Raw genomic sequence first — 25521 nt, forward strand, 5'->3', positions numbered from 1 at the left:
AGTACGCGCTCAGGAGTGGGCTACTGAAAAAATTAAAAAATCATTTTCAGTCTGTTGCAGTCAGTACAGCCAAAAGAAGCTGCGAAAAGAGTGACGGATAAAGCGTGATGTCACTCACGAAATATTGCAGCGTTGAGTATGAGTATGCAGGAGTTATTTGACAGAGTTAATACGGAAAAAATCTGAAAACGTTAAAACTGATTAAAGTTTTAAAGTCATAATTCTATGTTTAATAAGGATAAAATAAGAGAAGGGGTGGTTATAACCAAACTGTTTAAGACTGTTTTTAGGAATTACCGCCAAATCTCTCGACCGGCGGTAGTGAAGTCAACTCAGGCGGGCTTCTTTAAAATCCAGCGGTCCTGCTGTTTATCATAATGACCAATTTGCAGATTGACCGGTTCCCCGTCGATCCAGGCCGGAATGCTGGTGTCACGATCCCAGCCATCAAGTTGCGTAATTAAGCCGGGATTGGTATCACAGGGGATGCTGACGGTGTCGGGGTTCTCACTGTCAAGATCGGCATCCACAATCTCATAACGACCAATTTTAACCACGTGTCCCATTCATTTCTCCTGTTTAAGCGGGCTTGAACTCTTAGCTTAGTGCATCAGCAGAAAATAACGGGGCAGAATGATTAGGATTATTCCTTCTCTTCAGCCGGGCGCACACCAATCTTCACAATACGGTTATCTTCTTTCTCGGCCACGGTCCAGGTCAGCTGGTTCCATTCCACCTGATCGCCAACCACCGGCGCGCCGCCCAGCATACTCAGCATCAGCTGCCCCAGCGACTGCTGGTCATTGGTCTCCTCGTCCAGTTCCAGACCGTATATCTGCGCCACATCACGCAGCCGGGCTTCCGCATCAAGGATAAAGTCACCAAAGAAGCGCTGATCGAGCGAAACCGGCGGCGACTGACTGAACATCTTGCCCAGCGCCGGCAAATCGCGTTCGCGGCCAATCACGCAGATAACGTCGTTCTCTTTCAGGCGAGTGCCGCCATTGGGATGCATCAGCACATTGTCGCGGAACAGCGCCGCAATCCGGGTTTCACGCGGCATCTGTAAATCGCGCAGCGCGGCACCGACGCACCATTTGTCGGCGCTGAGCTGATAAACGAACTGCTCCCACGGATTCTCCGGATGGATATCCAGGCCTACCCGACTGATCGGTGAGGCCGTTGGCGGGACCACCACTTTGGCTTTTTTCGCGGCAAAGCCCAATGAGGTACCTTGCAGCATCAGCGAGACCAGCACCACAAAGAAGGCGATATTGAAATAAAGTGAGGCGTTCTCCAGTCCGGCCATCATCGGGAACACCGCCAGAATAATCGGCACGGCACCGCGCAGGCCGACCCAACTGATAAAGAAGCGCTCGCGGGTGGTAAAACTGCGGAACGGCAACAGGCCGATAAACACCGAGAGCGGGCGCGCCACCAGAATCAGCCACAGCGACAGAATCATCGCCGGCACGGCGATATGCCACAAATCAGAAGGCGTCACCAGCAGGCCGAGCACGATGAACATCCCGATCTGACTCAGCCAGGCCATGCCGTCGAAGGTCTGCAGGATGCCGTGACGGTTACGAATCGGGCTGTTACCCAGCAGGAAGCCGCACAGATAGACCGCCAGAATGCCGCTGCCTTCCAGTACCGTGGTCAGGGCGAACACCAGAATACCGCCGCTCAACGCCAGCAGCGGGTAGAGCCCGCCCGCCAGGCTGATGCGGTTGATTAACTGCTGCAGCGCCCAGCCGCCGCCGAGGCCTAACACAATGCCCAGCCCGAACTGCTGCACCAGGTGAACCAGGAACATCCAGTCAAGCCCGGTCTGGCCTTGCTCAATCATCTCAATCAGGGTGATGGTCAGAAACACCGCCATCGGGTCGTTGCTGCCCGATTCAATCTCCAGGGTTGAGCTGACGCGCTCGTTCAGGCCCTTATCGCCCAGCAGCGAGAATACCGCCGCCGCATCGGTAGAACCGATAATCGCGCCAATCAGAAAGCCCTGCATCATATCGAGATTAAACAGCCAGGCGGCCACCACGCCGGTTAAGCCCGCGGTAATCATCACGCCGACGGTGGCCAGCGACAGGGCGGGCCCCAGCGCCACCTTAAACGAGCTGGCTTTGGTTCGCATCCCGCCATCCAGCAGGATGATAGCCAGCGCCAGGTTAGAGATCAGGTAAGCGGCGGGGTAGTTATCAAAGGCGATGCCGCCGATGCCATCCACGCCGGTCAGCATACCCAGCGCCAGGAAGATAACCAGGATAGGAATACCCAGGCGTGAGGAGAAAGAGCTGAGCAAAATGCTCGAGGCTACCAGCACGGAACCGATGATAAACAGACTGTAAACAATGGTGTGGTTCAAACCCGGGCTCCTGAGTTATGGCGTTGCGTGGCTGCAAAGGGTGACAAATGTCCATGCTATCCCTAAAAGATAATGTTTTATCAAAGAGTTGTCATGGTCAAAATGAAAATTATACCAATTGTTAACTGGCTTATGGAATCAGATTAATGTGAAGAATGAGGGAGTTGGCAGGCAAGCGGCAGAAAAGCCACTCTTTTAGCAGGTTATTCGGCAGATAAAAAACAAGCCGGTGATAAGCCGGCTTGGTTGATCAGGCTTCGGTCGCCTGTTTATGAAACAGAGAACGGAACACCGGATAGATATCTTCCGGTTCGCGAATATGCTCTATCGCGAAGTTATCGAACATCGCCTGCAGATGTTCATACTCGCGCCACAGGGTCTGATGCGCGCGGCGGGTAATTTCGATATAGCTGTAGTAACGCACCACCGGCAGGATGTTCTTCGCCAGGATTTCGTGACACAGCGGCGAATCATCGGCCCAGTTGTCGCCGTCCGAGGCCTGCGCCGCATAGATATTCCACTGCGCCGGATCGTAGCGATCTTTGACCACCTCATCCATCAGCTTCAGGGCGCTGGAAACGATGGTGCCGCCGGTCTCCTGCGAATAGAAGAACTCCTGTTCATCCACCTCTTTCGCCTGAGTGTGATGGCGGATATAGACCACATCCACGTTCTTGTAGGTCCGGCTCAGGAACAGATAGAGCAGAATATAGAAACGCTTCGCCATATCCTTGGTCGCCTGATCCATGGAACCGGAAACGTCCATTAAACAGAACATCACCGCCTGGCTGGAAGGCTCCGGGCGTTTCTCGAAGTTTTTATAACGCAGGTCAAAGGTATCGATAAACGGCACGCGTTCGATGCGCGCGCGTAATTCGGCGATATCCTTACGCAGCCGCTCCTCCTCAAGCAGCTGTGCCGGTTCCGATTTTTCCACCATGCTGAGCGTCTCTTCCAGCTCGTGCAGCATCCGGCGTTTACCTGCCGTCATCGCCGTGCGGCGCGCCAGCGAGTTCTGCAGCGAACGCACCACACTGATGTTGGCAGGAACGCCGTTGGAGGTGTAACCGGCGCGGTGGGTTTTGTATTCATTCAGCTGACGATGCTGATTCCGGCGCAGATTGGGCAGAGCGAGATCCTCAAACAGCAGATCGAGATACTCATCTTTCGAGATCTGAAAAACAAATTCATCCTGACCTTCACCATCCTGGCTGGCGTTGCCCTGACCACTGCCGCCGCCACCGCCACCCTGAGGTCGCTCAATGCGGTCATTCTGCACAAAATGGTCGTTTCCGGGATGCACGCGGTGACGATTCCCGCCGCGTCCCTGATGGAAGATCGGCTCATTGATGTCATCAATGGGTATTGAAACAGATTCACCGCTGCTGACGTCGGTAACCGAGCGTTTGTTAATGGCCTCGGAGATCGACTGCTTGATTTGCGACTTATAACGGCGCAAGAAACGCTGGCGGTTGACCGCGCTCTTGTTTTTACCGTTAAGCCGGCGATCGATGAAATAGGCCATAGTGTTCCCCCAAACTACATTGCAAGCAGGTCGGGCATGCCCGACCTTTAGATGACCGGTACCGTAATACCGGCTTGCTTACAGACTTTTATCAGGACGATTTACGCACACGCAGATACCATTCACACAGCAGGCGTACCTGTTTGCGGGTATAGCCTTTTTCCATCATGCGATCGACGAAATCATCATGTTTCTTCTGCTCATCGGTCGAGGTCTTGGTATTGAATGAGATGACCGGCAGCAGCTCCTCCGTATTTGAGAACATTTTCTTCTCAATCACGGTGCGCAATTTCTCGTAACTGGTCCAGTTCGGATTGCGACCGTTATTGTGTGCCCGCGCGCGCAGCACGAAGTTGACGATCTCATTACGGAAATCTTTCGGGTTACTGATGCCCGCAGGCTTCTCAATCTTCTCCAGTTCCGCATTCAGCGATTCGCGGTCAAACAGCTGACCGGTATCGGGATCGCGATATTCCTGATCCTGAATCCAGAAGTCGGCATAGGTGACGTAGCGATCAAAGATGTTCTGACCATACTCGGAATAGGATTCCAGGTAAGCGGTCTGAATCTCTTTGCCGATGAACTCCGCATATTTTGGAATCAGGTAACCTTTCAGGTGCTCAAGGTATTTTTCCGCCTGATCCTGCGGGAACTGCTCACGCTCGATCTGCTGTTCAAGCACATAGAACAGGTGAACCGGGTTGGCCGCCACTTCGGCATGGTCGAAGTTGAAGACCCGTGACAGGATCTTAAAGGCGAAACGGGTCGACAGACCGTTCATGCCCTCATCAACGCCGGCGTAATCGTGATACTCCTGCCACGATTTCGCTTTCGGGTCGGTATCTTTCAGGCTTTCGCCGTCATAGACCCGCATTTTGGAGTAGATGCTGGAGTTTTCTGGATCTTTCAGGCGCGACAGAATCGAGAACTTAGCCAGTGTTTCCAGCGTACCAGGTGCGCATGGCGATGTTGCCAGCTCACTGTGGTTCAGCAGTTTCTCGTAAATTTTGATCTCTTCAGAGACTCGCAGGCAATAAGGCACTTTGACGATGTAAACACGGTCAAGGAACGCCTCATTGTTTTTGTTATTACGGAAAGTGACCCATTCAGATTCGTTGGAGTGCGCCAGAATGATGCCGTTAAACGGCAGCGCTGAGATCCCTTCGGTTCCGTTGTAGTTACCTTCCTGGGTGGCGGTCAGCAACGGATGCAGCACTTTAATCGGTGCCTTGAACATCTCGACAAATTCCATGATGCCCTGGTTCGCGCGGCACAGTGCGCCAGAGTAACCATATGCATCAGGATCGTTTTGCGCGTGGTTTTCCAGTTTGCGGATGTCCACTTTACCGACCAGCGCCGAAATGTCCTGGTTGTTCTCGTCGCCTGGCTCGGTTTTCGCGATCGCCAGTTGCTCAAGAATCGACGGCCAGACTTTCACTACTTTGAAGCGGGAGATGTCACCACCAAAGTCGTGCAGGCGTTTAGCGGCCCACGGCGACATGATGGTGCCAAGGTAACGGCGCGGCACGCCATACTCTTTTTCAAGAATGTGCGCATCCTCCTGCGGATTAAACAGACAGAGCGGATGGTCATTGACCGGGCTGCGTTCGCCATCTGCGCTCAGCACATAGATAGGGACGCGCTGCATCAGCGATTTAAGCCGCTCAGCCAGCGAGGATTTACCGCCGCCGACCGGCCCCAGCAGATAGAGGATCTGCTTCTTCTCCTCCAGTCCCTGAGCGGCATGTTTCAGGTAGGAGACGATCTGTTCAATCGCTTCCTCCATGCCGTAAAACTCCTCGAACGCCGGATAGCGTCCCATCACACGGTTGGAGAATATTCTGGAAAGGCGTGGCTCCTGAGCAGTGTCGACCATTACTGGCTCACCGATTGCCATTAACAGTCGCTCTGCAGCGTTGGCGTATGCACTGCGATCTTGCTTACAGATGGCAAGAAATTCCTGCAGTGTGAACTCTTCGTCCTTGGCAGCTTCATAACGCTGACGATAGTGATCGAATATATTCATAGCGATGCCCGTCCTTTCGTTTTTAGCACAGGTAAGGAGCGTAATTAGAGGCTCATGCAGCTCCCGGAAGATATTCTCTATTGAGTACAGCAACCCTTATGCCAACCTGATCATTTTTATCGGGATACACAACTTTACTGGTTACTCTGCTCGTACATATTGTCTGGTCTTACTTCTAACTGTAGATGGCTTCTAAGAAATTTCCTCCATGGCTGTGGGTGAATGAGGGTGAGATCAACAGCATAATCAGTCTGAGGTGAGGCCGGTATGCGCCTCTGATGAGTTAACTTAACGTGATTTTAACCTTTAATGCCACTTTCTACGGCTGGGCGCTTAAAGGATTTCGATATAAGTTAATCCAGTCGCAAAAAAACGTTAGACTTCATGTTTGATTGTTATATTTATGGAATGAATAAATTGTGAACCAATTCAAACTTAAGGCGCTTGTTGCACTTTTACCTTGTTATTTACTCTCTGGCGGCGTAAATGCCGCACCGCTTTCGGTCGGGGCTTCAGTCATCTATGCCGAGTCGCCTTATCGCGGCGGCCAGGACCGTTATCTGCCGGTTCCGGTGATCAATTACGAGGGTGAGAACTTCTGGTTTCGTAGCCTGCAGGGCGGTTACTACCTGTGGAAAGATCCTCAGAACCAGCTGTCACTGACGCTGCTCGGTTCACCGCAGGAGTACAAGCCCAGCGACAACGACCTGGGCGACATGAAAGGGCTGGATAAACGCCGCATGACCCTGATGGCGGGCGCAACATACCGTCACACAGCCGACTGGGGTATCGTTCGTACCGCACTGCTGGGCGACGTGCTGAACAACAGCAACGGTATGATCTGGGATTTAACTTACCTCTATCGCTTTGAAATGGGCGACTTCAGTCTGACGCCAGGCATTGGTGCGATGTGGAACAGTGCCAATCAAAACCGCTATTACTACGGTGTTTCCGGCCATGAAAGCGCCCGCACCGGCATCAGCCGTTACAATCCGGATGACAGCTGGTCACCTTATATTGAACTGAGCGCCAGCTATCAGATTTCGACGCAGTGGAACGTCGGCGTGGTCGGCCGCTATACCCGTTTCGACAGCGAAATCAAAGATAGCCCGATGATCGACAAAAGCGGCCAGGCGACACTCTGGACCGGCGTCAGTTACAGTTTCTGATAACGCACTAAAAGAGGGCATTATATGCCCTCTGTTCTTTTATGGGGCCTCAGCATGGGGCGGGAGAGCGAAATGCGCAACATCATGAATTTTGCCGGCCACAGCGATCTGCCGGTGATTGGTCAGGGCAGCTGGTATATGGGCGAGAATCCCGCTCAGCGCGCGGCGGAAGTCGCTGCACTTCAGCACGGGCTGGCGTGTGGTCTGCGCCTGATCGATACCGCCGAGATGTACGCCGACGGCGCAGCCGAAGAGGTGGTCGGCGAAGCGCTACAGGGTCGTCGTGCTCAGGCGCTGGTGGTGTCAAAAGTGTACCCGTGGAATGCTGGTGAACACGATGCCATCGAGGCTTGCGAGCGTAGCCTGCAGCGGCTGAAAACGGACTACCTCGACCTCTATCTTCTGCACTGGCGCGGTAATATCCCGCTGGAAGAGACGGTGCGGGCGATGGAACAGCTGCAGCAACAGGGTAAAATCCGCTACTGGGGCGTCTCTAATTTCGATACCGATGACATGGCTGAGCTGTGGGATGAAGCGGGTGGGACGCAGTGCGCGACCAATCAGGTGCTTTACCATCTCGGCTCACGGGGCATTGAATATGATCTGTTACCCGCCTGCCAGCAGCGTAACCTGCCGATTATGGCCTATTGTCCGCTGGCGCAGGCCGGACGGCTGCGCGATAGCCTGTTCAGCGACCCGCAACTGGTGCAGCTTGCACAGCAAAAGGGCATTAGCGTGGCCCAGCTCCTGCTTAGCTGGGTGATCCGTCAGCCTGGCGTTATTGCTATCCCTAAAGCCAGTTCTGTCGCTCACGTAGAGGAAAATGCGGCGGCGCTGAACGTGGTGCTGACTGACGACGATCTCACCCTCATCAACCAGCGTTATCCGGCACCGCAGCATAAGTTACCGCTCGACGTGGTTTAAGCCTTAACCGCGTCGCCGCTGAGCTTTTTCTTCAGGCGGAAGGTGGTCGCCAGGCGGGCCGGTTTTTCGCCTGCACTGCGCAGCGGCTTATTGATGCGCGCTGTCTCAACGCAAACCATGGTCTTATAACCTTCATTCGGCATATCGGCCATGCTGCAGGAGAGCTCAACTCCTGGATTCCACGTCACAACGTCACTGTGATGGTGGTGATAGACCTCGATCTGGCGCTGTGCAGCCGGATCGTTAATCACTGAGCAATCTTCAGCCGCGGTAAAAATGCGATCAATCCGGCCTGGATAGCGTTGCTTGCCGTCGCTGCTGCCGATCTCGCCCTGATTCACCTTATCGATGTAGGTTTCACCCAGGCCCGACACTTCAATGCCGCTGATATCGCTGACGGTGAAATAGCTGTGCAGGGCGGCGGTGGCTTCAAAATCGCCATGCGCTTCCAGTTCAATTTCACAGTGCTGACCCAGCCGGAAACGGGCGATGAGAGTGAACTCATGTGGCCACAGCTTCAGCGTCTGAGGATTGCTTTCCAGCACCAGCGTCAGCATCACGCCATCTTCATTTTCATCATGGGCGGACAGCGTCCACGGCTGATTGCGGGCAAAACCGTGTGCCGGTTCACCTGCCGGACCAAACCAGGGCCAGCAGATTGGTACGCCGCCGCGAATGGCTTTGCCGGGCGAAAACAGACTCTTATCGCTGAGCCACAGAACCGGTTGCTCACCGCTGGGCTGCCAGGCGATCAGATGAGCACCCTGCAGCGTAATGGCTGCACGCACTTTCGGATGACTGACGACAATCGCCGGCAGTTCGCCGACCTGACGCTGCGAGAGGTAAGGGGAGATCTGGGTAACGACCGGCAGAGAAAACAGTTTATCTTGCATGTTCGATTCCTTCCTGAGCGGATCAAAAAAAGGGCGACCGAAGTCGCCCTTATTCTCAATGATGTCTGGCTGCCTTATTTAGCAGAAACCAGCGCAATCAGGTCGAGAACTTTGTTTGAGTAGCCAGTTTCGTTGTCGTACCAGGAAACCAGTTTCACAAAGTTGTCGTTCAGCGCGATACCGGCTTTAGCGTCAAACACTGAAGTCAGGATTTCGCCGTTGAAGTCAGTAGAAACCACGTCATCTTCAACATAGCCCAGCACGTCTTTCATCTCACCTTCTGCAGCCGCTTTGATAGCCGCACAGATTTCTTTGTAAGAAGCCGCTTTTTCCAGACGTACGGTCAGGTCAACAACGGAGACGTTAGGGGTTGGTACGCGGAATGCCATACCGGTCAGTTTGCCGTTCAGTTCTGGCAGGACTTTACCCACTGCTTTCGCTGCGCCGGTTGAAGAAGGGATGATGTTCTGAGACGCGCCGCGGCCGCCGCGCCAGTCTTTGTGAGACGGGCCATCAACGGTTTTCTGAGTGGCGGTGGTGGCGTGAACAGTGGTCATCAGACCTTCAACGATACCAAACTTGTCGTTGATTACTTTTGCCAGTGGCGCCAGGCAGTTAGTGGTGCACGATGCGTTAGACACGATGTCCTGGCCCTGGTATTTGTCGAAGTTTGCACCGCGAACAAACATTGGGGTGTCATCTTTAGAAGGACCGGTCAGAACAACTTTCTTCGCACCTGCAGTGATGTGTTTACGTGCGGTTTCGTCGGTCAGGAAGATACCGGTTGCTTCAGCAACAACGTCAACGCCCACTTCGTCCCACTTCAGGTTAGCCGGATCTCTCTCAGAGGTAACACGGATTTTCTTGCCGTTAACAACCAGTGCGCCATCCTGAACTTCTACGGTGCCGTCGAAACGACCATGCGTAGAGTCATACTTCAGCATGTACGCCATGTAATCCGCGTCCAGCAGGTCGTTGATTGCAACGATTTCGATGTCAGAACGCTGTTGAGCAGCACGGAAAACGATGCGACCGATACGGCCAAAACCGTTGATACCTACTTTGATAGTCATATATTCCACCAGCTATTTGTTAGTGAATAAAAGGTTGCCTGTAAAATTACAAAAACCTTACCAGGCGTCAAGCGGAATCGTGTCAATTGTTGCGACAAATCAATTCGCCTGAAAGGAATTATTCGATGCGCAACCGCTTGCGTACCGCCAATTGTATCGCGCTTCGTTTAATCAATCGCCGAATATATAGGGATGCCCCGGATAAAAGGTGATCGAAGTCACAAATCCGGGCTGTGAGAGTCGGACTGAAAGGGTGAGCACGAAAAAAGACCCGTCTTATGTTGATCATTTGTTAGAATAGTAGTCGAAATTTTCAGATTGGCACCCTTCCGGAATCTTAAAAATGGCTAAAGACACCGCACCCGAAGCAAAAATTTCGCAGCTGACAGAAATGCAGCGTTATGTTACCCAGCATCGCGGAACGGAGCCGCCTTACAGTGGTGCACTGCTGCATAACAAACAGGAAGGTATTTATCACTGCCTGGTCTGCAACGCGCCGCTGTTTCTGTCAGAGACCAAATATGATTCAGGTTGTGGCTGGCCGAGCTTTTATCAGCCGGTGAGCGACGACGCGATTCGTTATATTGAAGATGACTCACACGGCATGCAGCGCATTGAGATCCGTTGTGGTCAGTGTGATGCGCATCTGGGACATGTCTTCCCGGATGGCCCGCAGCCGACCGGTGAACGCTATTGTGTTAACTCTGCCTCATTGAATTTCACCGATGAGCAGGGTGAGCAGACGAAAGGATAAAAGCGATGAAGCAGCAACTGGAAGCGATGCTTGCCGCAATGACGCCAGAAGTCTATCAGCGACTGGCGACCGCGGTGGAGATTGGTAAATGGCCGGATGGCGTAGCGCTGACGCAGGAGCAGCGTGAAAACTGCCTGCAGCTGGTCATGATGTGGCAGGCGCGGCATAACGACAGCCCGCAACACATGACCATCGGCAAGGGCGGTGAGATGGTGACAAAGTCGAAAAGAGAGCTCAAAGAAGAGTTTGGTATCGATTCAGACGTCACCCGCATCCAGCTGCACTAAGGGAGTCGGGTCACCGCTAATGGATGACCCGCATCCTGGCAGAAAACTGACACGACGCCGTAAGGCTGGTCAGTTAAGCGACCGGTGATAACGCCGTCGGGTGCCGCTCAGGGGCTGGCGCTCCTCGCACCGCTGTGCGGTTCCTTCACTTCATTCGCCTGCCTGACGCACCGCCGGGGATGGCACATCCTGTGACGCCCCGCCTTTCGCCTGCGTCATGCGGACTCTGATGGCTAATGTTCAGCGCTGCGGATTGCCTGCCCCTGATCGGCATCAGTCTGCTCCGAGGCTTCAGTGTGTGTGGTTAAAAAGGGCGCTCAGGCCCGCACGCCCGCCCAGAAAAAAAACTGCCACGTTTGACCGTGACAGCTTTTGCAAATGTAACCCTAACTGACGAGCATTACGCAGTGATGCGGCCTTTTTTCATATCAGAATCGCGCCCTGCGCGGTCATTTGTGCGAAGGCGATCTCGCTGTCCTCAGGGTTGAGATTCACCCCGCGACAGCCTTCTTTCACTACCTCGACGTGATAGCCCAGCTCCAGCGCGTCCAGCACGCTGTATTTCACGCAGTAATCAGTCGCCAGCCCCAGCATCACCAGATGGGTAATGCCGCGTTCGCGCAGCCAGCTGTCGAGTTCGGTTTTACGGCGATGGCCGTTATCGAAAAAGGCGCTGTAGCTGTCCACGTCCTGATCCTGACCTTTATGAAAGATCGCATCGAACAAGCTGCGGTCCAGTCCGGGATGGAAATCAGCGCCAGCCGATCCCTGGATACCGTGATCGGGCCACCAGATCTGTGCCAGGCCATTTAACTCGCCGAGCGTGTAGACCGGTTCGCCAGAGACTGAGGCAAAACTGCCGTGATCGGCGGGATGCCAGTCCTGCAGCGCCACCACACATTCCCCGTTCTGATGAAAGGTGCGGGCATAACGGTTGGCGATGTCAACGGTCTGGTCGCCCTGGTGAACGGCCATCGGGCCGCCCGGGCAAAAATCATTCTGGATATCAATAATGATGAGTGCGCGTTTCATTACAAGTCGCTCCGTCTCAGTCTTCTGTCAGTTCGCCGCGCAAATTTTGCTGCATTTTGCCGCGTATTTCATCGGCAGAGAGGTTCTGGCTGAGTAAAAAGTGCAGCTTGGTAAGCGCTGCCTCAACCGTCAGATCCGAACCGCTGATAACGCCAGCATGCTCCAGCGCATTGCCGGTGGCGTAGCCACCCATATTGACTTTGCCTGAAATACACTGCGTCAGATTCACCACCACAATTCCGCGCTCGCTGGCCTGCTGGAGCTCTGCCAGAAACTCGGCATTTTGCGGCGCATTACCGACGCCGTAAGAGCGCAGAATCAGCGCTTTAACAGGCTGACGCAGGAAGTTGCGCACCACATCTGCCGAGATGCCGGGATAGATGGTGACGACACCAATCGGCTGCGGCGTAATCGTGTGAACAATCAGTTCGCCCTGACCCTGTGGGGCGGCCGGCGTATTCAGGCGGCGGATATGAATACCGGCTTCCAGCAGCGCAGAGAGGTTAGGCGAGGCAAAAGCGTTAAAGCCATCGGCATGGGCTTTGGTGGTTCGGTTGCCACGATAGAGCGTATTGTTGAAAAACAGCGAGACTTCGCTGATCGGATAATTTGCCGCGACATATAGTGAGTTCAATAAGTTCTGCTGCCCATCTGAACGTAGCTCTGCCAGCGGAATCTGCGAACCGGTAACGATAACCGGTTTAGCCAGATTCTCCAGCATGAAGGAGAGGGCTGACGCGGTAAACGCCATAGTATCGGTGCCATGCAGAATCACAAAACCATCGTAGCGATCGTAATTCTGACGGATATCTTCGGCGATTGACTGCCAGTCCTGCGGCGTCATATCAGAAGAGTCGATCAGCGGCTGATACTCATGAATGGTGAAATCAGGCATTTCGGGGCGGTGGAACTCCGGCATGTTAGCCAGCTGCTGCTGCAGATGACCGGAGACCGGAATATATCCCTGCGCCGAGCGCTGCATACCAATGGTACCGCCAGTGTAGGCTACGTAGATGTTTTTCTTTTGCATTAGAGAACTCAGACTTGCCGTAAAACGCGCAGTATAAGGGGAATGGCGAGGAAATGCAGCCCGACCCATGGCCGGGCTGCGAGGTTTATCGCAATGTTGACTTACCGCACGTCGCCACAGTTCAGGCAGAAGGCGTAACGGTTCTGGGGATCGTTGAGGTGATCGAACAGTCCGGGCTGCGCTTTCATCGCGCTCATCACATCCAGCATCGGCGCCGGCAGCCAGGCTTTCAGCGGATCCGGCAGTACGGCGCGCACCGAGGCGTTCACCTGGTTCAGCATCATATCAAAGAAGCTCGGGTCATCCTGATACCAGCTCAGCTGCGGTTTGCTGACCTTCGCCAGTTCACCGGCTTTCTTCACCGCATCGTCAAAGTCACCCAGCGCATCGACCAGACCATTGGCCTTAGCGTCGCTACCGGTCCAGACATGACCCTGCGCAATGGCGTCGATCTGCTCCGGCGTCCTGTTGCGTGACTTCGCCACCAGACCAACAAAGTTGCGGTAGCCGTTTTCGATGGTCAGCTGCATGAGCTGCTGAACTTCGGTTGGCAACGCTTTGGTGGTGGAGATATCTGCCAGCGGCGAGGTGGCGACACCGTCGGTGTGCACGCCTATCGCATCCAGGCTGTTTTCCAGCGTGTTGATCACGCCAAAAATACCGATAGAGCCGGTCAGGGTGCTCGGATTCGCCACGATGTAGTTAGCGGGGGTTGAAATCCAGTAGCCACCGGAAGCGGCCATACCGCCCATTGAGACCACGATCGGCTTACCGGCTGCATGGGCGGCCGCCAGCTCTTCACGAATCGCTTCGGAGGCCGTCACGCTGCCGCCAGGGCTGTTCACCCGCAGAATGATGGCTTTAATTTTTGGATCGAGACGCGCATCGCGGATTTGTGCGGCAGTGGTGTCACCTCCGACGTTTCCGGGCGTCTCTTCACCGTCCATGATCGCGCCACTGGCCAGCACCACCGCAATGTTGCCATCCTGCTGCGTCGAGGCCGGTTTGACACTGTAGTCATAGATGCTGACGCTGCGATAATCGTTGCTCTGCTTATCCAGGCCAAAGGTTTTCACCAGCTCCTGATCGGCAGCGGCACGGGAACCCAGCACATCCACCAGCTTATTATCCAGCGCATACTGCGCGGTATCACCTTTTACGGCGTTCAGTCCGGCAATCATCGCCGTGGCACCCGGGAACAGCTGCTCTGGCGTAATCTGGCGATTCGCTGAGACGGTATTCAGGTAGTTCTGCCACAGCTGACCCACCCAGCGGCTATCCGCATCGCGCGCGGCAGGAGACATATCGTCACGCAGGAAGGGTTCGACCGCGGATTTATAGGTGCCGACGCGGAACACGTGTGAGGTGACTTTCAGTTTTTCCAGCAGGGTTTTGTAATACAAACCATTAGTGGCGAAACCGTGCAGATCGACCGCGCCCTGTGGCGACAGGTAGATTTTGCTGGCGTAGCTGGCGAGATAATATTGCGCCTGGCTATAGCTGTCGCCCAGCGCATAAATCGGTTTGCCGCTGTCGCGGAATTCACGCAGCGCTTTACCGACATACTGCAGCGAAGGCTGATCGCCACCGGCAAAGTCGCGCAAATCCAGCACCATACCTTTGATGTTGCTGTCCGTTTTGGCCTGACGGATCGCATCGACCACGTCAAACAGCGAATTTTCCTGCAGGCGGTCACTGCTGGCACCCAGCAACTGACGGCCAATTTTACTCAGGCGATTGCTGACCGAAGGCTTATCCACCAGCACGCCGCTGAGATCGACCCGCAGCGCGCCTTGCTGCATGGGTGCCGAGCTGTTACCCGAACCGCTGACCTGCAACCAGATGCCGACACCTGCCACAATCAACAAAATCAGAAAAATATTCAGGATAAATTCCCTGACAAAATTTAATACCCGCCAGGTCCAGCGAAACAGACCTGCAATTATTCGCCACAATGTGCGCATCAGACTCTCCATATTCATGTAGCCGGAAGTGGCCGCCGCGCGTACCAGGCTTCCCCGACGAGCTCATCCTAAAGAGCAGCGTGCTAAAAGTCAGCAGGAATTCACCGCTGACTGTTACAAAAAATCTGCCTGTGCCAGGATTACTGCAACATTAATACGATCGGGAGAAAAAACATGGATGCACTGGAGTTACTGGTTAACCGTCGTTCGGCGTCACGTCTGACCGAACCGGCACCCGCCGGCGAGGCGCTGGAAAATATTCTGCGCGCCGGTATGCGCGCACCGGATCACGGCACGCTGCAACCCTGGCGCTTTATTATTGTTGAGAATGAGGGGCGCGATCGGCTGAGTCAGCTACTGGAGCAGGCGGCACGCGATAAACAACTGGATGAGAAGGCGATCAACAAGGCCAGTCAGTCGCCGTTTCGCGCACCGATGATCATCACCGTGGTGGCACACTGTGAACCGCACCCGAAAGTACCGCGCTGGGAGCAGATCGCCTCAGCCAGCTGTGCCGTGATGGCAATGCAGATGGCCGCGGCAGCACAGGGATACAACGGTATCTGGCGCAGCGGCCCCTGGACTGACGACGTGGCGGTGCGTCAGGCATTTGGCTGCCGGGAGCAGGATGCCATTGTCGGCTTCCTCTATTTAGGCACGCCACAGCTCAAATCCAGCACCACGGTACTCCCGCCCGACACCGCGCCTTTCGTCAGTTACTTCTGATCCCGATCCTTTCCCACCATGCAGGGCTTTCTCTGGCCCTGCTGATTGAACGGTTCCTGTGCGAATGATCGCTAACCCAGCCTGTGACGCTTACGCCAGACGTCTTGCCAGGCTAACATAGCCGCCATGATTGCAGCCGACAGCTACCAATCGGTTATCCCCGTTATTCCCTGATGTTAAGGATTACCTGATTCAATGCGTTTGTTTATTGCGGAAAAACCCAGTCTTGGGCGTGCTATCGCCGATGTGCTGCCAAAACCCCATCGACGCGGTGATGGATATATCGCCTGTGGTAACGATCAGGTGGTCACCTGGTGTGTCGGACATCTGCTGGAGCAGGCGCAGCCCGACAGCTACGACAGCCGCTATGCGCGCTGGTCGCTGGCCGACCTGCCGATTATTCCGGAAAAATGGCGGCTCCAGCCGCGCCCATCGGTGGCGAAGCAGTTAAAAGTGGTGGAGGGCCTGCTGGCGCAGGCCAGTGAAGTCGTCCATGCTGGTGACCCGGATCGGGAAGGTCAGTTGCTGGTGGATGAGGTGCTCGACTATCTGAACCTGCCGGCCGAAAAACGCAGCCGGGTACAGCGCTGTCTGATCAACGATCTCAATCCACAGGCGGTGGATCGCGCGGTTAACCGCCTGCGTGAAAACCGGGAATTTATTCCGCTCTGCGTCTCGGCACTGGCGCGTGCGCGCGCTGACTGGCTCTACGGGATCAACATGACCCGCGCCTGGACGCTGCTGGGACGTAATGCCGGCTATGATGGCGTGCTGTCAGTGGGACGGGTACAGACACCGGTGCTCGGGCTGGTGGTACGACGCGACGAAGAGATTGAGAACTTCCTGCCGAAAGATTATTTCGAGGTGAAAGCCCATATCGTCACGCCTGACGAGGTACGATTTGTCGCCAGTTGGGTGCCGAGCGAGGCCTGTGAACCGTGGCAGGATGAAGAGGGGCGTCTGCTGAAGCGGGCGCTGGCCGATCACGTTGTGGCGCGCATTACCGGCCAGCCGGCAGCGGTGACCGCCTATAGCGATAAGCGCGAAAACGAAGGCGCACCCTTGCCGTTTTCCTTATCCAGCCTGCAGATTGAGGCGGCGAAGCGTTACGGCCTGAGTGCGCAGACGGTGCTCGATACCTGTCAGCGGCTGTATGAAACCCACAAGCTGATTACCTATCCGCGTTCTGATAGCCGTTATCTGCCGGAAGAGCATTTTGCGGGGCGTCACGCAGTCCTGAATGCCATTCAGGCCCATCAGCCGCAGCTGACGCCACCGGCGGATTTTGATGCCGATCGCCGTAATCGCTGCTGGGATGACAAAAAGGTCGATGCGCACCACGCCATCATCCCGACCGCGCGCGCCGGTTCGGTAAAGCTCAGCGAAAATGAGCAAAATATCTATGCGCTGGTGGCACGCCAGTATCTGATGCAGTTCTGCCCGGATGCGGTGTTCCGTAAATGCATCATTGAGCTGGAGATCGCGGGCGGCAAATTCGTCGCCAAAGCGCGCTTTCTGGCGGAGGCGGGCTGGCGGGCGCTGCTCGGTAACAAAGAGCGTGATGAAGAGAATGATGGTATGCCGCTGCCGGTGGTCGCCAAAGGGGATGAACTACTGTGTGAGCGTGGCGAGGTGCTGGCGAAGCAGACTCAGCCACCGCGCCCGTTTACCGATGCCACCATTCTTTCCGCTATGACCGGGATTGCCCGCTTCGTTCAGGATAAAGAATTAAAGAAAGTGCTGCGTGCGACCGATGGTTTAGGGACGGAAGCGACGCGAGCCGGCATTATCGAATTGCTGTTTCGCCGTGGCTTCCTGGTGAAAAAGGGGCGCTATATTCACTCAACCGAGGCTGGCCGCGCCCTGATTCACTCGTTACCCGATCTGGCTGCCCGTCCGGATATGACGGCACAGTGGGAATCGACCCTGACCCGCATCAGCGAAAAAGCCTGCCGCTATGATGAGTTTATGCAGCCGCTGGTGCAGACCCTGACCGGGCTGATCCATCAGGCGCGGCAGCAGCCTGCGGTGCATGCGTTTCGGGGATTACCGTCCACCGGGCAAAAGCGTCCGGTGCGCAAAACAAAGCGTAAAGTCAAGGAGACGGAATGAGGCGTTATTCACTATTAATGGTACTGGCTTTGTCGCTGACCGCCGGTGCAGTGCAGGCTAACAGTCGTCATCAGCCGCCACCGGTCAGCGATAATGGCGTCAATACCGACGTGGTGGTGGACCTGCCGCCGGAAGTCTGGACCCAGGGGCAACGGCGTCAGCCGGACTGTATCAGATGCTGTATCTTTGAGGATCGCAACTACAGCGAAGGCTCGGTAGTCAAGTCAGAAGGGGTACTGCTGCAGTGCGCCCGCGATGAGCATTCGTTAGGCACCAATAATCTGATCTGGAAAATCGTTAAATAAGCATCGCGTGGCATTGCGCCACGCGTTCTTCAGTTCAGCGCGCAGTCAGAAGCTAAAGGTTGACCAGATCGGCGCGTGGTCCGACGGTTTTTCCATACTGCGGATCTCATAATCGATGCCGGTCTCAGCGCAGTGTGACGCCAGGTTTTTACTCGCCAGCACCAGATCGATACGCAGCCCACGGTTATCATCAAATCCTTTCGAACGGTAATCGAACCACGAAAAACGATCGGTGGTTTCTGGATTATGCGCCCGCCAGGTATCCACCAGCCCCCAGCCCATCAACCGATCCATCCATTCACGCTCTTCCGGCAGGAAGGAACATTTACCGGTACGCAACCAGCGCTTGCGACTCTCTTCGCCGATACCAATGTCGAGATCGGTGCTGCTGATATTCATGTCACCCATGATCAGGACCGGTTTATCGGCGGGCAAATCCTCGGTCAGAAAACGCTGCAGATCGCGATAAAATTTCTCTTTAGCCGGGAATTTGGTTGGATGGTCGCGACTTTCTCCCTGCGGGAAATAGCCGTTGATCACGGTGATATCGCCGATCGGGCTGGGGATTTCGGCCATAATCAGCCGGCGCTGGGCATCTTCATCATCACCGGGAAAGCCACGGCGTACCGCCACCGGCTGCACCTTTGTCAGCAGGGCAACGCCGTAATGGCCTTTCTGTCCGTGATAGAAGACGTTGTAACCGAGCTTCGCCACCTCTTCCAGCGGAAACATATCGTCGTGGACTTTTGTTTCCTGCAGGCCAATCACGTCCGGGTTATGTTGCTCGACCAGCGCCTGGAGTTGATGCGGACGGGCGCGCAAGCCATTGATGTTGAATGAAACAAATTTCATGGGATTGACCATTTTTCAGCGAGTAATAGGCTGGGATGGTAGCGATTTTTACGCATAAAGTCATGGCAGAAGAGGGGAAGATTGTGCAAAAGCGGGCAGAAGGTGAGGGCGTGTCAGGCAGAACAGGAAGCGTTGATATCAGTCCGGGAATTGGGTGCAACATACGAGATGGTGGTGGGAGAAGGATTCGAACCTTCGAAGTCTGTGACGGCAGATTTACAGTCTGCTCCCTTTGGCCGCTCGGGAATCCCACCTGGGATAGCTAATGCTGGCAAAAAGACGATTCAGATTCAGATGGTGGTGGGAGAAGGATTCGAACCTTCGAAGTCTGTGACGGCAGATTTACAGTCTGCTCCCTTTGGCCGCTCGGGAATCCCACCATGGCCTGAATCTTTCTGTCTTAAAGCGGGGCGCATCATACCAAATGCGATAGGGGTGTAAAGCGCCCATCGGCAAAACAGCAACTGTTTGCCCACTTTTTGCCCGTAGCGCTGAATCTGCAGGCAATTCAGCGTCCGGGGTGATTAAAGAATAATCGTTCGGTTGCCGTAGACAAAGACGCGCTGCCCCAGCACTTTGTAAAGCGCACGGCTTAACACGTTTTTCTCGACGTCACGGCCGGCACGCATCATCTCTTCGGCGGTGTAGCTGTGATCGACATTAATGACGTCCTGCATAATGATCGGACCTTCATCAAGGTTGTCGTTCACATAGTGCGCGGTGGCGCCGATAATTTTCACGCCGCGCTCGTACGCCTGATGGTAAGGGCGAGCACCGATAAAGGCGGGCAGGAACGAATGATGAATGTTGATAATCTGGTTAGGGTAACGCTGGACGAACGACGGCGTCAGGACGCGCATATATTTAGCCAGCACCACATAGTCGGGCTGATAGCGGTCGATCTCTTCCACCATCCGGTTGTCATGCTCATCACGCGTCAGGCCTTCATGGCTGACCAGCACAAACGGGATATCGAAACGCTCTACCAGTGAACGCAGCGTGTCATGGTTGCCAATAACTGCGGCAATCTCCATATCCAGACCGCCAAAAGCGCTCTTCATCAGCAGATCGCCAAGGCAGTGCGCCTCTTTGGTCACCAGGATAACCACGCGGCGGCGGCCAGCGCTGTGCAGCTCACGCACCGAACCCTGTGGCAGGGCGCTATCAAGATCGGCCAGCAGTGTGTTGTCGTTAAAAATCCCTTCCAGCTCTGTGCGCATGAAAAAGCGCCCGGTGCGATGATCAACAAACTCGTTGTTCTGCACGATATTCAGCTCGTGCTTGTAACAAATATTGGTGATTTTGGCGATCAGACCTTTTGCATCGGGACAAATGGTACGTAAAACTTTTCTTTGCATGGTTTGCGCTTGCATCTCAATCAGAGTCCTGTCAAAGCATTTAAGGGTAGAACCGTTGCGGCCGTCAGCGGCTCAGCCACAACATTTTTTGTATTTTTTGTCGGTGCCGCATGGGCAGCGATCGTTGCGGCCAATCGGCGGCGTCGTTCCGTCGACATAGTACCAGCGTTGATCCTCACGAAGAAAGCGTGAACACTCATGAATGGCCTGAATGGTCATTTTCTCGCGGTATCGCGCAAAAAAGGTAACGAAAGCCTCATTCTCATGGCTTCCATGATTACAACGAGTTACATTCAGGCTAAGCCATTCGGTACCCGGAAAACTTTCGGATAAAAGCCCTGCCAGCGCCGGCTGACGTTTGGCAGGATGCCAGGTGGCAACCAGATAATCTGCATTCTGCTGAACATACGCACAATAACGTGAACGCATAAGTTGTTCAGCTGTAACAGGAATTTGGGTACCCTTGAGAAAGGGCTCGCAACATACGCTATACTGCTCTCCGCTACAACATGGGCAGATGTCTGACACGTGATCTCCTGAGAGTAATGAGTCGGAATAACCAGCGCGCTATGTTAGCTGACCCCACGTTGTGACGCTATGTATTGACGGCAGGACCAGATACAGATGAGAAAGGTAAAAATTGGATTGGCTCTGGGTTCTGGAGCGGCCAAAGGATGGGCGCATATCGGGGTCATCAAAGCCCTTGAGCACGCCGGAATTGAAGTGGATGTCGTCGCTGGCTGTTCCGTCGGCGCGCTGGTGGGCTCAGCCTATGTCAATAACCGCTTGCCGCTAATGGAAAAATGGGTCAGCGCGTTTCGCTACTGGGATGTCATTCGCCTGATGGATGTGTCGTGGCAGCGCGGTGGCTTGTTGCGCGGCGAGCGGGTGTTTAATCATGTCCGGCAGTTAATCCCCAACGACACCATTGAAACCTGCGGTAAACCCTTTGGCGTGGTCGCCACCAACCTCAGTACCGGTCGGGAACTGTGGCTGACCGAAGGCGATTTACATCAGGCGGTGCGCGCATCCTGTAGTATGCCAGGCTTATTACCGCCCGTGGGCTACAATGGGTATTGGCTGGTGGATGGCGCCGTCGTCAATCCGGTGCCCGTTTCGTTAACGCGCGCCCTGGGCGCAGACATTGTTATTGCCGTTGATCTACAGCATGACGCGCACCTGATGCAGCAGGATCTGTTTTCCGTGACACCTCAGAACAGTGAAGAAGAAGCCGCTGCGGTGGCATTGAGCTGGAGCGGAAAGCTGAGACAGCGTCTGGTGAATTTTAGCCAGCGTCGTGCGTCCCAGACACCGGGAGCGATGGAGATTATGACCACCTCTATCCAGGTGCTGGAAAATCGCCTGAAGCGAAATCGTATGGCAGGCGATCCGCCCGATGTCCTGATCCAGCCCGTCTGTCCGCAAATTTCGACGCTGGACTTTCACCGGGCTGAAGAGGCTATCGAGGCAGGCAAGGCCGCCGTTGAGAAGAAAATGGATGAACTGTTACCACTGGTCCGTGGCAGATAATCAGGTTGTTCATTCACAGATGTTACTTCGGGCAATTCTGAAAGGCGCAACTGCGTTTTATGAACCACTATTGAAATATCTGGTACGCAGGGGGAAAGAATGGAAAAACCACTAATCGGCAAAAAGATACTCATTGTCGAAGATGAGGCTGTTTTCCGTTCGTTGCTGGACCAATTTTTGTTATCGATGGGTGCTGTGACGTTACAAGCGGAAGATGGTCTGGAAGCAATTGCACAACTACAGCAGCATACTGTCGACCTGATAATTTGCGATCTGGAGATGCCGCGCATGAGTGGCATTCAGTTCGTGGAGCATATCCGTACCCGTGGCAATGCGGTGCCCATTTTGATCATCTCGGCCACTGAAAACATGTCCGACATCGCGCATGCGCTGCGGCTTGGGGTGCAGGATGTGCTGCTCAAGCCACTGAAAAATTTTGAACGCTTCCGTGAAGCGGTCTATGAATGCCTCTATCCCTCAATGTTCACCTCTAAAGTGGAGGAGGATGAGCAGCTGTTCCAGGACTGGGATGCGCTGGTACGCGATCCGAAAGCCGCCGCCAAGTTGCTCAAGCAGCTCCAGCCGCCGGTGCAACAAACCATTGCGAACTGTCGGGTCAACTATCGTCAGCTCACCATGGCCGAGCAGCCTGGTCTGGTGCTCGATATCGCAGCCCTCTCTGATAAAGACCTGGCGTTTTACTGTCTGGATGTAACCCGGGCTGGCGACAATGGTGTGCTGGCTGCGCTTCTGTTGCGGGCGCTGTTCAATGGCTTGCTGCAGGAGCAGTTGTCAGGGCAAAAACAGCGGTTACCGGAGCTCAATGGTCTGCTCAGACAGGTCAATCTGCTGCTGCGTCAGGCCAACCTCAGCGGCCAGTTCCCGTTACTGGTGGGTTACTACCATCGTGGTTTAAAAAATCTCATCCTGGTTTCAGCCGGTTTAAACGCCACGCTGCATGTTCATGCCCATCAGATTCAGCTCAGTAATGGTGTCCCGCTTGGCACGATGGGAAGCACCCATCTTAACCAGATCAGCCAGCGCGCAGATAACTGGCAATGCCACGTATGGGGCGCGGGCGGACGCATTCGCCTGATGTTATCGGCTGAAGAATAAACCACAAAAATTAATTTAATCTGGCGCTGGAGACAGGGCCAGAAGTTAGCTTTACACTTGGGTAATAGTCTTAATTTCGACGGTTTCAGTTCTTCCAGGATAAATCCGTTCGATACTAACTGATATACTCATTTCCGAATTTAAACCGACATATCAAGTATTAACTTGAACGGCCTATAAGAGAGGTATCTTAATGTCTGCCTATAAGTCCAAAGTAAAAAAAGCGGTAATCCCGGTAGCGGGTCTGGGTACGCGCATGCTCCCAGCCACTAAAGCGATTCCGAAAGAGATGTTACCGCTGGTTGATAAGCCGTTAATCCAGTATGTCGTTAACGAGTGTATTGCTGCGGGCATCAACGAAATCGTTCTGGTGACCCACTCCTCTAAAAACGCCATCGAAAACCACTTCGATACCAGCTTCGAACTGGAATCTATGCTGGAAAAACGCGTTAAGCGTCAGCTGCTGGATGAAATCCAGTCAATCTGTCCGCCACACGTCACCATCATGCAGGTCCGTCAGGGCATCGCTAAAGGTCTGGGTCACGCTGTAATGTGTGCACACCCACTGATCGGTGATGAGCCCTTTGCGGTCATCCTGCCAGACGTCATCATCGACGAATACGAATCTAACCCAACCAAAGATAACCTGGCAGAGATGCTGAGCCGTTATGAAGAGTCTGGCCGCAGCCAGATCATGGTTGAGCCGGTTGCTGACGTAACCGCTTACGGTGTGGTCGATTGCCAGGGCGCAGAACTGAACCCAGGCGACAGCGCACCTATGGTCGGTGTGGTTGAGAAGCCTAAAGCGACAGAAGCGCCATCAAACCTGGCCGTTGTGGGTCGTTATGTTCTCTCCTCTGACATCTGGCCACTGCTGGCAAAAACGCCTCCAGGTGCAGGCGGCGAAGTTCAGTTGACTGACTCTATCGCTATGCTGATGGAAAAAGAGACCGTTGAAGCTTATCACCTGAAAGGTGTGAGCCATGACTGCGGTAACAAACTGGGCTACATGCAGGCTTTCGTTGAGTACGGTGTTCGTCATCCGGTATTGGGCAAAGATTTTTCTGAATGGCTCGATGGCGCAGTTGGCAACAAAAAGTAATTCATAAACACAGGATAACTCGATGAAAGTCACTGTATTTGGTATCGGCTATGTCGGTCTGGTTCAGGCTGCGGTGTTGGCCGAAGTCGGACATGACGTTCTCTGCATTGATGTCGACGAAAAGAAAGTCGAAAATCTGAAAAAAGGCATCATTCCTATTTTCGAACCAGGTTTAACGCCGCTGGTAATGTCAAATTACGAAGCGGGTCGTCTCAAGTTCAGCACTGATGCTGAAATGGGCGTAAACCATGGTGTTATGCAGTTTATTGCAGTCGGTACGCCCCCGGATGAAGACGGCTCTGCCGATCTGAAATATGTGACCGCTGTAGCGCGCACCATTGCGCAATACATGAACGATCACAAAGTGGTTATCGACAAATCAACCGTTCCGGTTGGCACAGCAGACAAAGTACGTGCTGTGATGACGGAAGCGCTTCAGGCGCGTGATGCTAACATCACTTTTGATGTGGTCTCGAACCCTGAATTCCTCAAGGAAGGCGCGGCAGTGAATGACTGCATGCGTCCTGAGCGCATCGTTGTCGGCACCGATAATGACGAAGTGGTTGAACTGTTACGCGAGCTCTACGAGCCGTTTAACCGTAACCACGATCGTATGATCATGATGGATATCCGTAGCGCAGAGCTGACTAAGTACGCCGCGAACTGCATGCTGGCGACCAAAATCAGCTTTATGAACGAGATCTCCAACCTGGCTGAGCGCTTAGGCGCGGATATTGAAAAAGTCCGTCAGGGTATCGGCTCCGATCCCCGCATTGGCTACCACTTCATCTATCCGGGCTGTGGCTACGGCGGTTCCTGTTTCCCGAAAGATGTGCAGGCGCTGATCCGTACCGCTGAGTCTATCGGCTACAAACCTCGCCTGCTGCAGGCGGTGGAAGATGTCAATGACAGCCAGAAGACCAAGCTGCCAACCTTCATCAAGCGCCATTTCGGTGACGATCTGAGCGGCAAGACATTTGCGCTCTGGGGTCTGTCATTCAAGCCGAATACTGACGATATGCGTGAAGCCTCCAGCCGTGTACTGATGGAAACGCTGTGGGAAGCGGGTGCCTCTGTTCAGGCGTTCGATCCGGAAGCAATGGATGAAGCGCAGCGCATCTACGGTCACCGCAGCGATCTGAAGCTGATGGGAACCAAAGAAGCGGCACTGCAGGGCGCTGACGGCCTGGTCATCTGTACGGAGTGGCAAAACTTCCGTGCGCCTGACTTTGACGTCATCAAAAATGCACTGAAAGAACCCGTGATTTTTGATGGTCGTAACCTGTATGATCCAGAGCGTACCAGCAAACGCGGATTCGTTTATTATGCAATCGGCCGCGGAGCGTCTATTCAAATTGCGTAATTAACGAGG

The 25521-nt window shown here is 54.2% G+C and carries 23 protein-coding genes and 2 tRNA genes; 11 read left to right on the plus strand and 14 right to left on the minus strand.

Annotation, left to right across the window (positions count from 1 at the left end):
- Window positions 1-332: 332 nt before the first annotated feature.
- The 4 genes from LZU96_RS09395 to yeaG form a co-directional block, all read right to left on the minus strand.
- Window positions 333-566: a DUF1480 family protein gene (locus tag LZU96_RS09395; protein ID WP_094121422.1), complete on the minus strand. Its 234-nt coding sequence runs from the start codon at window positions 564-566 to the stop codon at window positions 333-335.
- 77 nt (window positions 567-643) lie between these two features.
- On the minus strand, window positions 644-2371 hold the full coding sequence (locus LZU96_RS09400) for a potassium/proton antiporter (protein WP_233988004.1): 1728 nt from the start codon (window positions 2369-2371) through the stop codon (window positions 644-646).
- A gap of 250 nt (window positions 2372-2621) precedes the next feature.
- Entirely contained in the window at window positions 2622-3896 is a 1275-nt protein-coding gene (locus LZU96_RS09405; RefSeq protein ID WP_233988005.1) for a YeaH/YhbH family protein, read from the minus strand.
- A gap of 91 nt (window positions 3897-3987) precedes the next feature.
- On the minus strand, window positions 3988-5922 hold the full coding sequence (yeaG, locus tag LZU96_RS09410; protein WP_233988006.1) for a protein kinase YeaG: 1935 nt from the start codon (window positions 5920-5922) through the stop codon (window positions 3988-3990).
- A 419-nt stretch (window positions 5923-6341) separates the two neighbouring features.
- Here yeaG and LZU96_RS09415 point away from each other — a divergent pair, with 419 nt between their 5' ends.
- Both LZU96_RS09415 and LZU96_RS09420 read left to right on the plus strand, forming a co-directional pair.
- Window positions 6342-7091, plus strand: a complete 750-nt coding sequence (locus tag LZU96_RS09415) for a MipA/OmpV family protein (RefSeq protein WP_233988007.1) — start codon at window positions 6342-6344, stop codon at window positions 7089-7091.
- Window positions 7092-7163: 72 nt separating this feature from the next.
- Window positions 7164-8015: an aldo/keto reductase gene (locus LZU96_RS09420; RefSeq protein ID WP_233988008.1), complete on the plus strand. Its 852-nt coding sequence runs from the start codon at window positions 7164-7166 to the stop codon at window positions 8013-8015.
- Here LZU96_RS09420 and LZU96_RS09425 read toward each other — a convergent pair.
- Complete coding sequence (locus LZU96_RS09425) at window positions 8012-8908, minus strand: D-hexose-6-phosphate mutarotase (protein WP_233988009.1); 897 nt, start codon at window positions 8906-8908, stop codon at window positions 8012-8014. The genes LZU96_RS09420 and LZU96_RS09425 overlap by 4 nt on opposite strands.
- 74 nt (window positions 8909-8982) lie before the next feature.
- The gene (gene gapA, locus LZU96_RS09430; protein WP_069728542.1) at window positions 8983-9981 is read right to left on the minus strand and encodes a glyceraldehyde-3-phosphate dehydrogenase; all 999 of its coding nucleotides are present in this window, start codon (window positions 9979-9981) and stop codon (window positions 8983-8985) included.
- A 343-nt stretch (window positions 9982-10324) separates the two neighbouring features.
- Between gapA and msrB the strand changes: the two genes are divergently transcribed.
- Together msrB and LZU96_RS09440 are read left to right on the plus strand one after the other, a co-directional pair.
- On the plus strand, window positions 10325-10735 hold the full coding sequence (gene msrB, locus LZU96_RS09435; protein WP_159859181.1) for a peptide-methionine (R)-S-oxide reductase MsrB: 411 nt from the start codon (window positions 10325-10327) through the stop codon (window positions 10733-10735).
- 5 nt (window positions 10736-10740) lie between these two features.
- The gene (locus tag LZU96_RS09440; protein WP_233988010.1) at window positions 10741-11022 is read left to right on the plus strand and encodes a YeaC family protein; all 282 of its coding nucleotides are present in this window, start codon (window positions 10741-10743) and stop codon (window positions 11020-11022) included.
- A 423-nt stretch (window positions 11023-11445) separates the two neighbouring features.
- Here LZU96_RS09440 and pncA read toward each other — a convergent pair whose 3' ends face one another.
- The 3 genes from pncA to sppA form a co-directional block, all read right to left on the minus strand.
- Window positions 11446-12054, minus strand: coding sequence for a bifunctional nicotinamidase/pyrazinamidase (gene pncA, locus LZU96_RS09445; RefSeq protein ID WP_233988011.1), 609 nt, complete (start codon window positions 12052-12054; stop codon window positions 11446-11448).
- Between the two features lie 16 nt (window positions 12055-12070).
- Window positions 12071-13084, minus strand: a complete 1014-nt coding sequence (gene ansA, locus LZU96_RS09450; protein WP_233988012.1) for an asparaginase — start codon at window positions 13082-13084, stop codon at window positions 12071-12073.
- A gap of 101 nt (window positions 13085-13185) precedes the next feature.
- Window positions 13186-15048, minus strand: a complete 1863-nt coding sequence (gene sppA / locus LZU96_RS09455; protein WP_233988013.1) for a signal peptide peptidase SppA — start codon at window positions 15046-15048, stop codon at window positions 13186-13188.
- Window positions 15049-15222: 174 nt separating this feature from the next.
- Here sppA and LZU96_RS09460 point away from each other — a divergent pair, with 174 nt between their 5' ends.
- The 3 genes from LZU96_RS09460 (at window position 15223) to LZU96_RS09470 (ending at window position 18191) form a co-directional block, all read left to right on the plus strand.
- Window positions 15223-15774, plus strand: coding sequence for an NAD(P)H nitroreductase (locus tag LZU96_RS09460; RefSeq protein ID WP_233988014.1), 552 nt, complete (start codon window positions 15223-15225; stop codon window positions 15772-15774).
- 195 nt (window positions 15775-15969) lie between these two features.
- Complete coding sequence (locus LZU96_RS09465; protein WP_233988015.1) at window positions 15970-17886, plus strand: DNA topoisomerase III; 1917 nt, start codon at window positions 15970-15972, stop codon at window positions 17884-17886.
- Window positions 17883-18191 (plus strand): YnjH family protein, encoded by a 309-nt coding sequence (locus LZU96_RS09470; RefSeq protein ID WP_233988016.1) that lies wholly within the window; start codon window positions 17883-17885, stop codon window positions 18189-18191. Before LZU96_RS09465 ends, LZU96_RS09470 begins: the two co-directional genes overlap by 4 nt.
- 45 nt (window positions 18192-18236) lie before the next feature.
- Here LZU96_RS09470 and xthA read toward each other — a convergent pair whose 3' ends face one another.
- The 5 genes from xthA to LZU96_RS09495 form a co-directional block, all read right to left on the minus strand.
- Window positions 18237-19043 (minus strand): exodeoxyribonuclease III, encoded by an 807-nt coding sequence (gene xthA / locus LZU96_RS09475; RefSeq protein WP_233988017.1) that lies wholly within the window; start codon window positions 19041-19043, stop codon window positions 18237-18239.
- Window positions 19044-19212: 169 nt separating this feature from the next.
- Window positions 19213-19297: transfer RNA gene (locus LZU96_RS09480), tRNA-Tyr, on the minus strand.
- A gap of 41 nt (window positions 19298-19338) precedes the next feature.
- Window positions 19339-19423 (minus strand) — tRNA-Tyr (locus LZU96_RS09485).
- A 144-nt stretch (window positions 19424-19567) separates the two neighbouring features.
- Window positions 19568-20416, minus strand: coding sequence for a formyltetrahydrofolate deformylase (purU, locus tag LZU96_RS09490; RefSeq protein WP_233988018.1), 849 nt, complete (start codon window positions 20414-20416; stop codon window positions 19568-19570).
- Between the two features lie 57 nt (window positions 20417-20473).
- Window positions 20474-20929 carry a YchJ family protein gene (locus LZU96_RS09495; protein ID WP_233988019.1) on the minus strand — a complete coding sequence of 152 codons (456 nt, stop codon included), beginning with the start codon at window positions 20927-20929 and terminating at the stop codon, window positions 20474-20476.
- A 96-nt stretch (window positions 20930-21025) separates the two neighbouring features.
- On the opposite strand from LZU96_RS09495, the gene rssA reads away from it, so the two are divergent.
- From rssA to LZU96_RS09515, 4 genes are all read left to right on the plus strand, one after another.
- Entirely contained in the window at window positions 21026-21931 is a 906-nt protein-coding gene (gene rssA / locus LZU96_RS09500; RefSeq protein ID WP_233988020.1) for a patatin-like phospholipase RssA, read from the plus strand.
- A gap of 99 nt (window positions 21932-22030) precedes the next feature.
- Window positions 22031-23047: a two-component system response regulator RssB gene (rssB, locus tag LZU96_RS09505; RefSeq protein ID WP_233988021.1), complete on the plus strand. Its 1017-nt coding sequence runs from the start codon at window positions 22031-22033 to the stop codon at window positions 23045-23047.
- Window positions 23048-23240: 193 nt separating this feature from the next.
- A complete protein-coding gene (galU, locus tag LZU96_RS09510; protein ID WP_094120536.1) occupies window positions 23241-24149 on the plus strand; it encodes a UTP--glucose-1-phosphate uridylyltransferase GalU in 909 nt (302 codons plus the stop codon).
- 22 nt (window positions 24150-24171) lie between these two features.
- Entirely contained in the window at window positions 24172-25512 is a 1341-nt protein-coding gene (locus tag LZU96_RS09515) for a UDP-glucose dehydrogenase family protein (protein WP_233988022.1), read from the plus strand.
- Window positions 25513-25521: the final 9 nt, after the last annotated feature.

This window comes from Pantoea agglomerans (assembly GCF_021397715.1).
Lineage (GTDB): Bacteria > Pseudomonadota > Gammaproteobacteria > Enterobacterales > Enterobacteriaceae > Pantoea > Pantoea astica.